Origin of the sequence: Plectonema radiosum NIES-515 (genome assembly GCF_025753815.1) — a bacterium.
Classification (GTDB): domain Bacteria; phylum Cyanobacteriota; class Cyanobacteriia; order Cyanobacteriales; family Nostocaceae; genus Hassallia; species Hassallia radiosum_A.
Window position 1 is genome coordinate 1 of sequence record NZ_JAOWRF010000144.1, and the last position, 9,679, is coordinate 9,679.

The 9,679-nt window shown below is 40.9% G+C and carries 9 protein-coding genes and 4 pseudogenes; 5 read left to right on the top strand and 8 right to left on the bottom strand.

Translation table 11 applies throughout. The annotated features are described in order from the left end of the window. Positions 1-82: 82 nt before the first annotated feature. The 3 genes and pseudogenes from OGM63_RS09610 to iscB form a co-directional block, all read right to left on the bottom strand. The gene (locus OGM63_RS09610; RefSeq protein WP_263745301.1) at positions 83-421 is read right to left on the bottom strand and encodes a hypothetical protein; all 339 of its coding nucleotides are present in this window, start codon (positions 419-421) and stop codon (positions 83-85) included. A 75-nt stretch (positions 422-496) separates the two neighbouring features. Next, positions 497-631 (bottom strand): annotated as a pseudogene (locus OGM63_RS09615) (HNH endonuclease); the annotation flags it as partial. Further along, positions 594-1,181 (bottom strand): RNA-guided endonuclease IscB, encoded by a 588-nt coding sequence (gene iscB / locus OGM63_RS09620; RefSeq protein WP_263745294.1) that lies wholly within the window; start codon positions 1,179-1,181, stop codon positions 594-596. The gene iscB and the pseudogene OGM63_RS09615, both read right to left, overlap by 38 nt. 243 nt (positions 1,182-1,424) lie before the next feature. On the opposite strand from iscB, the pseudogene OGM63_RS09625 reads away from it, so the two are divergent. Continuing rightward, a pseudogene (locus tag OGM63_RS09625) lies at positions 1,425-1,672 on the top strand (ISNCY-like element ISAtsp9 family transposase); the annotation flags it as partial. Between the two features lie 583 nt (positions 1,673-2,255). Here OGM63_RS09625 and OGM63_RS09630 read toward each other — a convergent pair. The 3 genes and pseudogenes from OGM63_RS09630 to OGM63_RS09640 all read right to left on the bottom strand — a co-directional run. Continuing rightward, positions 2,256-3,257, bottom strand: coding sequence for a transposase (locus OGM63_RS09630; RefSeq protein ID WP_318528438.1), 1,002 nt, complete (start codon positions 3,255-3,257; stop codon positions 2,256-2,258). Between the two features lie 233 nt (positions 3,258-3,490). Beyond that, positions 3,491-3,637, bottom strand: a pseudogene (locus OGM63_RS09635) (transposase); the annotation flags it as partial. 161 nt (positions 3,638-3,798) lie between these two features. After that, positions 3,799-3,927, bottom strand: a pseudogene (locus OGM63_RS09640) (transposase); the annotation flags it as partial. A gap of 255 nt (positions 3,928-4,182) precedes the next feature. On the opposite strand from OGM63_RS09640, the gene OGM63_RS29785 reads away from it, so the two are divergent. The 4 genes from OGM63_RS29785 (at position 4,183) to OGM63_RS09655 (ending at position 6,511) form a co-directional block, all read left to right on the top strand. After that, a complete protein-coding gene (locus OGM63_RS29785) occupies positions 4,183-4,302 on the top strand; it encodes a helix-turn-helix domain-containing protein (protein ID WP_375340472.1) in 120 nt (39 codons plus the stop codon). Further along, positions 4,289-4,462, top strand: a complete 174-nt coding sequence (locus OGM63_RS29790; protein WP_375340473.1) for a helix-turn-helix domain-containing protein — start codon at positions 4,289-4,291, stop codon at positions 4,460-4,462. Before OGM63_RS29785 ends, OGM63_RS29790 begins: the two co-directional genes overlap by 14 nt. A gap of 850 nt (positions 4,463-5,312) precedes the next feature. Further along, positions 5,313-5,486, top strand: coding sequence for a 50S ribosomal protein L32 (gene rpmF, locus OGM63_RS09650; protein WP_263745300.1), 174 nt, complete (start codon positions 5,313-5,315; stop codon positions 5,484-5,486). A 428-nt stretch (positions 5,487-5,914) separates the two neighbouring features. Continuing rightward, positions 5,915-6,511, top strand: coding sequence for a sulfite oxidase-like oxidoreductase (locus OGM63_RS09655; protein ID WP_263745297.1), 597 nt, complete (start codon positions 5,915-5,917; stop codon positions 6,509-6,511). A gap of 74 nt (positions 6,512-6,585) precedes the next feature. On the opposite strand, the gene OGM63_RS09660 is transcribed toward OGM63_RS09655, so the two are convergent. Together OGM63_RS09660 and OGM63_RS09665 are read right to left on the bottom strand one after the other, a co-directional pair. Further along, complete coding sequence (locus OGM63_RS09660; protein WP_263745298.1) at positions 6,586-7,962, bottom strand: aldehyde dehydrogenase; 1,377 nt, start codon at positions 7,960-7,962, stop codon at positions 6,586-6,588. 164 nt (positions 7,963-8,126) lie between these two features. Further along, positions 8,127-9,233, bottom strand: coding sequence for an ATP-binding response regulator (locus tag OGM63_RS09665; protein ID WP_263745299.1), 1,107 nt, complete (start codon positions 9,231-9,233; stop codon positions 8,127-8,129). Positions 9,234-9,679 lie beyond the last annotated feature (446 nt).

Here is a 9,679-nt window from a genome sequence, read left to right on the forward strand (position 1 = left end):
ATTTCATCTGCATGGAAACCAAGTTGTCAAGGTTCTGTTCTAGTCAATACGAAGGACTAGTCTCCTTGCCCCTAGTTCGTTTTTAGGCTGGTAGCCTTTCCACTTTATAGGGAACGAATCGCACAAATCCATATTTATCGGTTCTACATGATTGTCTAGAACCATGTCCATTAGCTGTAATCAACAATGGCTTAATGCCTTTAATTATCAGCTGTTGAGTTGATTTACCAACACAAGCCGCATCTAACCAGTGAGTCTTTTCTAGCTTCTGTTGACTGCGATTGAACTTTGTTAATCCTCCTGATCCGGTTTCTACTAGTAAACCTGTGGCTTTTAAAACTCTGAATAATGCCCACCGAGTTGTATTTACTGCGGCTGCACCTGCCAATGGGTTTTTTGCCTGTTTTAAGATTCTTTCCAACCGAGTAGCGTCTTTTTTCAGAAATTCTTTAATGTATGACGTTCCTTTCTTCGTATTACATTTTTCGCAACTTAGAGTGAGGTTTGTAATAGAATTACTACCTCCCTTTGCTCTTGGATGAATATGTTCTATCTGAAACGGCACATCCTTAACGCCACAATAGGCGCATTGTCTACCCCACTTTCCCTTGTAAATACTCTCGTGTCTCATAACCAGCAAGTGTGCCTTGTTGATACTCTTTCCCTTGGATATCTGGGTTACACATTAGTTGCATATCAAAACGTACTAGTTCTTGGCTGATAGCCTCAACCAATACGAATTTACGCAGTTTCTTAACCCAAGTTTTAATATTGTCAACCCGACTTTGTAAGGATGGTGCTAACCATCCTAGTGGACGGGTTCTGTTCAAAAATCTAGGCTGACGATATCTTGTTTTTCTAGCGCGTCTACCACGTCTTAGTTGTCTTCTAGAGGTCAATGAATCCCTAATTGCAAAACCTCTGTGCTTTAGCTCGGCAGCAAATACAACCTCTCCACTTACATCGTCAACCAGCGCTAATCCCGTGAATTTTGCGCCGGGGTCAATCTTTAATCTGAGAGAAGATACTCGTGATTCAATTCGCGACTCTTTTAAGATTAAAGTGAATGGAAATTGTCTATAAACAGCAGCTTTTTTGTTCCTCAATAACTGCCTTGCTTGTGCTGAATGGATTGGGTTTAACGGTCGTTTGCTTTGATCAATAACGAATACTTTGGACATAAGTCCCTCCTTTCGGGTAAGGTTAGCCTGGACAAAGATTTAAAGGCTTTTTACGTTAACGACACTAGCTTCAAACCCAATACGCTTGTTTAATCGTTAACCTCAGAGCTACAACAGCAGCTTCGTATTTGTAGGTGAGATGACCTAAAAATCGTAGTACTCAAGGTACTTAGTCGGGTAAACTCTGGGCGATAACAACGCCCCCACTGAACCTGTACTCAGGGAGCGTGGTGGGTAGTTTACTGTCTGGGTGGACACCTGTTGGTAGCCGATTATGGCACTCAGTATTTTAGCTCTCAAACCATCCACTGTGAGTGTTGTTCGAGTCGCACCCATAAAAACGGTACTGTCACTTATTTTCATAGCGCGATTCTACCCGTAATTGTTGCACCAAGTCAGCCCAAGTGATTTCCTTAGCCCCTGAATTTATCACTACCCAAGATGGGTCAGAAAAACAAGACTCTCAAGTGGCAGGAGCTAAACGATGGATCCCACATTCCGCACCCTAACTGTCATAAAAGGGTTTTTACTGAATATTTTCTCGACAATGAGAATAAACAAATACTTTACTTGCTCGTATAGTTATATTATTTACCTACCCTGAATAATATTTTCTTCTCAATAAGAAGCAATAATTATTTACGCTTAAACAATAGACCTCTTGCAAAAGTCGGTCAAATAGAGCCAGTTTTAACTAGGCGAAGCTCATAGTTATATAGACCAGCGATGAGATTAAACCGCAAACCAAATCGTTTTCGACGATTTCTATAGCACCCAGACAAAATTTTAAATACTGGAGTTTAGACTAACGCATGACAAAACAGTGCAGCAGAAAGAATCTAATACACATCAGTATACAAATTGAAAAATTCAACGATTTTAAGCTGGCTGAGGTTGCTTTTGAATGCGAGTTTTAGTTCGTTTTTTAACAACAGGGTAGTTAATTCTACGTATGCGTGTTTGTTGTGGTTTCCAGCCAGGGGATTTTCCGCGTGGTTTTGGAGGTTTTGCGGGTGTGTGAATCGCCACCAAAATTGCACCAATCGATTGTGCAACCCTTCCCGGAGTTAGCTTTTAGGCTGTTTTTTGCCAAGGTAAAGGGTTATTCTTAACGATATCTCGTGCCAACCATAATTGCCAAGTAATTAATGGCATGAGGTCACTCCATCTGTCAGATTGTTCTGGAGTTGAGAATTTTGGTAGTGTCCAATGTAGCCGTTGTTTTGCAAAACGATACCAATGGTCAACACCAAACCAACGCAAGTAATATTGGAATATCTCAGTGCAAGAAGGCATTGATTCTCCAATAAAAGCCAACCACATTGGCTTGGCGACTCGTTTACTACCATCAGGTTTCAAACGTTCAACTAAGATCACCGACATTGGGTGTAATGGAGATTTACGTAGATGTAGCTCGTTCCACAAGCGAATTTTTAATCTCCCTAGTTTCGCATCTTCTAATTCTGTTGTTTGGGCAGGTTCGTCCCAAGTTGATTCATCAAGAAGTTTAAATTTACTACCGTGAACTCGTCGTCTACCTCTGCCACTGTATGTTGGTGGTGCAGTCCACAAACATAAATTCGACCGTAGACGTATGATTTTATCAACTTCTATATCCGCTGTTTGAGTAATGAACGGCGCACATCCATACTCAATATCCCAGCATGAAATTGCTCTACTTGGTAATTGTGGGCATACTTTTTTAAGTTGCCATACTGCTTTCTGTATCGGTGTTTCCCAGCTGGTTATTCTCTCATGTCTTAAAGGTAATGCCCAACTCCCGGATGCTTCTGGGATTAAAGCTAGCGTGCTATACCCATAGCCAGCCGTGACTGGTTTGCCCCCTAATCCTCCTTGAGCATAATGCTCGTAGGTTCTTTCCTTTAGGGTAGAAGCATTGGGTCTTGACCATGTAGTATGGTCGCCAGCCAGCAAAATGCGTCCTTCTGGCTTTATTTGCTCAATATACAATTTCATCAATTTATTTCGCTGTGGTCGTGTATCTTGAACCGATTCATAGGTGTAACGACCATTTGCGACGAAATACCGGGCATAAAGATAAATCTGCCAAACTATCGGCTTTTCGAGTCAACATAATTGCATCCATCAGTTCAAATGTTGCATCCTTTGCTCAAACCAGATATGAGTATGCCTCTTGACGAAATGCTTTGAGTTTAGATAAAAGTTTCATAGGGAAGGTTGAGAATTGGTTGTGCTTTTCTCATCTTCCGTCGAGAGATGCTTGTTTTTACACAGGTATCTCTCTATTTTTTTGTACGCGGCTACAGTCTTGCGGAGACTGATTTAGTCTAAACTCCAGTAGAGAAGCTTACCGAAGGTATCGCTTGTAAATGCTGCAAAATTTGGTTCCAAATTCCGGCTTTTTGCCATCTATAAAACCTTGTTGCCGCACTCTCCCACTTTCCATAACGTTCGGGCATATCTGGCCACGGTGCCCCAGTTCTTACTCCCTTCCCGGTTTAAGATTACCTATCCTCTTTTTTCTTCCTTTGTGTCCTTGGCATCTTCTCCTTCAAAGACGCGAAGCGCGTAGCCTTTGTGCCTCTCGCAGAGAAGGCGGTTCGTTAAATCAGGTATTCTTTGAGCGGTTCGGGAGTAATATCCAAAGAATGCCATTAATGACCGTGCGATGGTCATAATTTGGCTTACCCGTTCGCGGCTTTGATGGTGGTAGTAACGGTTTTAACCTTTCCCACTGTTCATTACTTAAATCTCCTCGGTTCATCAATCCACCCTGCGATCGCCGACTTTTTCGGATATAACGAGGAGCGAAAACACGCCCTAGTAGTCCACCAAGCCAACGAAAGCCAGGTACTAGCCGATGCTGTTAAGCTACTTAGTATGCGAGGAATCAGGGTAGTATCATGGCAAAAAAATAGATTGTAGATTGAAACGAAGCGGAATTATCTCAACTGCGATCGCGCTCCTAAAATAGGTAAGCACAAAGCACGAACCAAAACCCCTTGCAAACATTCTTCTGATGGCAAGTGAGGATTATTCTGATAACGCGATCGCCTCTACCTTACGCATAAATGTCTCAACCGTCGAGCGCACTCGTGAGAAATTTGTGACAGGGGGTCTGGAGTATGCACGCTTCTGACCGTCCCCATCCCCCAAAGCCTCGTAAACTTGATGGTTATCTTGAAGCCTTTCTGGTAGCCACAGCTTGTTCAACTGCACCCGAAGGGCCTACTCCCATTTTCAATGCAGCTTTTGGCAGATCAACTGGTAAGCCTCGGTATTGTAGAATCAATTTCTGATGAAACAGTGCGTCCAACGCTAAAAAAAACCAGATAAAACTGTGGTTAAAGGAACAGTGGTGCATACCATCCGTGAATGCTGATTATGTTCTGCGGATGGAAGATGTATTAGATTTATACAACGAACCGTGTGCGTTCCCAAGCGCCCAGTAATCTGTTTTGATGAGACTCCATACCAACTTCTAGAATAAGTTAGACAACCACTGCTTCCAGAACCCGATCAACCAGAGCGTTACGACTATGAGTATAAGCGAAACGGAAGTGTTAATTAGAGTGCGTATTTCCAAGCATTGGTAGGATGGCGACATATCGAAGTTAGAAAACAACGCACGCTCGTTTGATTTTGCGAAACAGATGAAGGATTTAGTAGATATTTATTGCCAGGAGGCAGATGTTATTCGTTTAGTTGTTGATAACCTAAACACCCACAATCCAGTCGCGTTGTCTGAGGTTTTTGATCCGCACTCTTGCCCGTAGGATTGTCCAAAAACTAGAGTTTCATTACACCCCTAAACACGCGAGGAACCTTAAATCAGGTCGAAATTGAATTTTCTATTTTATCTCGTCAATGTTTAGACAGACGGATTAGCGATCGCTCGCAGTTGGAGAAGGCGAAATTTCAACTTGGGAGAAACAGCGTAATTCTCAACATGCAAGTGTAAATTGGCGCTTGAAAACCACGGATGCAAGGAGAAAGATGGACTGCTTGTATCCTAATGTTTGACCCCGCAAAGTTAGCTTTGCGGACTACTAGGGTATCAGGAGAATATTTGTGAAAATCAATTACTAACTGAGTGGCAATTGATGGCTTAGAATAAAAAGGTTGTCAAAAATTGCGATATCTGCTGTCATGGCTGTTCCTAAGAAGAAAACATCGAAGTCCAAAAGAGATAAACGCCGAGCTACCTGGAAGCACAAAGCTGTAATTCAAGCTCAGAAAGCTCTTTCGTTAGGCAAGTCGATTTTGTCTGGACGTTCTACATTTGTTTATCCAACTGCTGAAGAAGAGCAAGAAGAGGAATAATTTCCTTTTTTTGAATAGACCTGTCCATAAATAAAGCTTAAAATAGCTGAAACCCCTACCTACATAGCTTGCTTTTGAGTTTATGTCAGATAGAAAACTCTAAAACCCTCTCCAGAGCTAGGTTTCAGGTAAATAAAGTTCTAACTTACGGATAGGTCTAATGGGTAGTCCGGAAAAGTTAATCGAGTTAATCAGAAATAGGTAATAGGTAATTGGGAAGACCTATTATTTGTTACAATTGTGTACAGAAAGATACAAATATTAATTAAGCAATGGAGTGTAAAATAAACCCTTTAAAATGTAGTGAGCGGCTCTAGCCCTCAAAACCTTTACAAACAGCGGTAAACCGCTCACTACGAATTAGGGGTACATTTTATATTTAATTACGCCGAGTTACTTATCTTCAGAAAACTTATTTTTCTTCAATTATGCTAGGTAAATTTTTTCAGAAACCACAAAAAGAAGAAAGCGATCGCGTTCCTCAAGGACAATATTTAACTAAGGGCTTCCCTGTCTTAACTTACGGTGCAACCCCCAAAATTAACATAGATGAATGGGAATTTAAAGTTTGGGGTTTGGCAAAACCTGCTACTTTTACTTTGTCTGATTTTATGGCATTACCCCAACATCAATTTACAGCAGATTTTCACTGTGTAACACGTTGGTCAAAACTCCATGTCAAGTGGACTGGTATTAAAGTGACAGATTTTATGAAGCTGATTTCAGTAGACCCGAAAGCTGCTCACATTATGGAACACAGCTACGGTGGCTACACTACTAATATTGCAATTGAAGATTTTGTGCGCGAAGAAAATTTCTTTGCTTTTAAAGTATTTGATGAAGATTTGTCAACAGAACATGGTGCTCCAATGCGGTTAGTTGTTCCTCATCTTTACGCTTGGAAAAGTGCTAAATGGATTAATGGTTTAGAATTTTTAGAGCGTGAAGAACTCGGTTTTTGGGAACGTAATGGTTATCATCGTCGTGGTGAACCTTGGGCTGAAGAACGTTATAGCAGCTTCTAGTTATTTACCTGTGTTGGCAGCAACCGTCGTAGAGACGCCTATGTGCGAAACGTCTCTACAATATGTCTGATTCCCTACCCAAGAATTCGCTTTAGTAAGGATAATTTACCTTTGTAGGGAGGGTATAGCCATTTAACATCTAGCAAGAAAGACTTGTATAACACGCTTTTGTAATGGGAGAAAGTGTCAAAACTAGCTTTACCGTGATAGCTACCAATACCGCTTTCACCTACACCCCCAAATGGTAAAGATGAGACAGCAACTTGGATGACTGTGTGGTTGATGCACACTCCTCCAGATGAAGTTTGCTGACATACTTGCTTTTGGAGGTTTTTGTTTTGGGAAAATAGATATAAAGCTAGGGGTTTTGGTCGAGAATTAATTAAGGCGATCGCTTCACCAATATCTGTGTATTCAATCACAGGTAAAATCGGTCCAAAAATTTCCTCCTCCATCACTGCATCTGTTAAGGAAACTTTATCAATCACCGTCGGGGCAATATAAGACTCTGAAGAATTACTTTCTCCACCAACTATAATTTTACCATCTTTTAAGAAATTAACCAACCTGTCAAAGTGTTTTTGATGAATAATTCTGGCATAATCAGGACTGGTTGCCGGATTATCACCATAAAATTCTTTGAGACATTTGAGAATGCTAGCTAACAAATTATCTTTGATTTTTTTATCAACTAAAAGATAGTCAGGTGCAATACAAGTTTGTCCTGCGTTGAGAAATTTACCCCACGTAATACGTCTGGCAGTTTGTTCCAGATTGATGTCATCATCGACAATGCAAGGGCTTTTACCGCCTAATTCTAAGGTAACTGGTGTGAGGTGTTTTGCCGCAGCTGCCATGACTATTTTACCAACTGCTGTGCCGCCAGTGAAAAAGATGTGGTCGAACTTTTCTGCTAATAGTTGTTGACTTGTTTCTACACCTCCTTCTAACACTGCTATATAAGCCTGATCGAAATGTTTTGTAATAATATCCGCTAAAACACGAGAAGTATGAGGTGCGAGTTCTGAAGGTTTGATAATTGCACAATTGCCGGCAGCGATCGCACCCACTAATGGGGATATAATCAACTGCAATGGATAGTTCCAAGGACCAATAATTAAAACTACTCCCAGCGGTTCGGGATAAATTCGTGCTGATGCAGGGAAAAAGTCCAGGGAAACTGCTGCTTTCTTCGGCTTAGTCCAATTTTTAATATCTTTTATTGCCGAATCAATTTCCTTATATACTAAAACTTCTGTTGCATAAGCCTCAAATTCTGGTTTGTTTAAATCTGCTTTCAGTGCTTCGATAATAACTTCTGTATCTTCAATTATTGCTTGTTTGAGAGTTTTTAATTGGGCAACGCGAAAATCAATATTTTTGGTTTCTCCTGTTTGAAAAAAATCACGTTGTTTGCTGATAATATCAGGGATGGATAAGTTCGTAAGCATGTTTTTTCCGAAAATACTAAAGGATTTAGTTAATTTTTGAAACCCAGAGTGACCCAGAGGTCTAGGCAGAGCTTCGCGGAGTTGGAGTTAGAATTTTTTGTGTTTTCATAAAATTGGTATGCTCCCATTTTTATCGGCATTTATCTGCGTTTATCTGCGGTTAATTATTGATTTTTGCTAATAGATGCAATCTCCTGTTTTGCGGGTAAATTTACAATAAACACACTACCTTTACCGAATTCAGAATTAACTCGAATAGTTCCTTCATGTGCTTCGACGATTCGACGAGAAAGATAAAGTCCTAAACCACTACCAGAACTTTTGTGGCTTCCTTGGCGAAATCGTTCAAATAAGGTAGCTTGTTCTTGGGGGGGAATACCTGAACCTGTATCTGCTATTTCAATGGTAACAATTTCAGCTTGAGAAGTTAAGCGGATGGTAATTGAACCGATGTCGGTAAATTTGATCGCATTGCCTAGAAGGTTGGTGAATAAGCGATGTAGTTCTAAGCGATCGCCTATCATTTTACTGCTTAATTCGTCTGTCAAATCCAGATTTATCGCGAGTGATTTGGCTTGCGCTAAAGGTGTTAATTCTCCCGCAGCTTCTTCTAATAACGATCGCAGATTAACTGGTTGAAACGCTAGGGTTTTGCGACCGGCTTCAAAGCGGTAAACTTCTAATAAGGTATTCACCATTGCTAGCAGGTTGGTATTGCTGCGAGCCATAATGGTGATAACTTCCTCCATTTGCGCTGATAGATTTCCTAAAGCTCCTTGCCCAAACAGCATTAGTATTCGATCTGCTGCGACTAAAGGGGTACGTAAGTCGTGGGTCAGACGAGAAACAAAATCTTCTCGCTGAAGAGCAATTTCGTCACGTTCGTCTATGCTGTGTTTGAGTCGAAGAAGCGATCGCACTCGTGCTAATAATTCATCCACTGTTACAGGTTTGCGGATAAAATCATCCGCACCCAAATCTAATCCTTGAGCAACATTCGGTGCGTCATGAGCGGTAATCAGCAGAATCGGGATATATGGTAATTCAGTATTACTACGTACTCGTTTTGTAACCTCATAACCATCAATTCCCGGCATCATCAAATCAAGCAATACCAAGTCACAACCAGATGTTTCAATTTTGGCGATCGCTAAAGCACCATTTTCTGCCGTACTAACTATGTAACCTTCTTCCTCCAGAATGGTTTTGATTAAAAATATGTTATCAGGAGAATCGTCTACAACAAGAATTTTGTCAGATTGGGAACTCATATTCAAGGAATAGACTTCTTGCAGAAGTCAGGGCAGAGGGAAAAGGGACTCATGGGAAAGGGGAAAGGGACTCATGGGAAAGGGGAAAGGGAAAGGGATAAGAAGAACATGCATTTATAGAATGAGTCTTGAGGTGTAATATATACCGGAGACAGAAAAACGTTTATTTTGGCAATCTTGGCGATCGCTATTTTATATTTTTCCGTAGGTTTATAAGCGAATGGAAAGACTGGTTGCATATACTCAATTAACCCACCATCCCGCCAAGGACTCAAGTCCTTGGCTAATAGCCCAAGTCCATTAAAATGGACTCAAACCCAAGGAGAGTCTTTCTTTAAAGGACTGGTTGCATATTTTAGTCCACTGGAGAGTGGACTTGTGCTATCAGCCTGGGATTTGCAATCCCAGGCGGGTGCTGCTTTATTGGTATCATTATTAAATTTAAA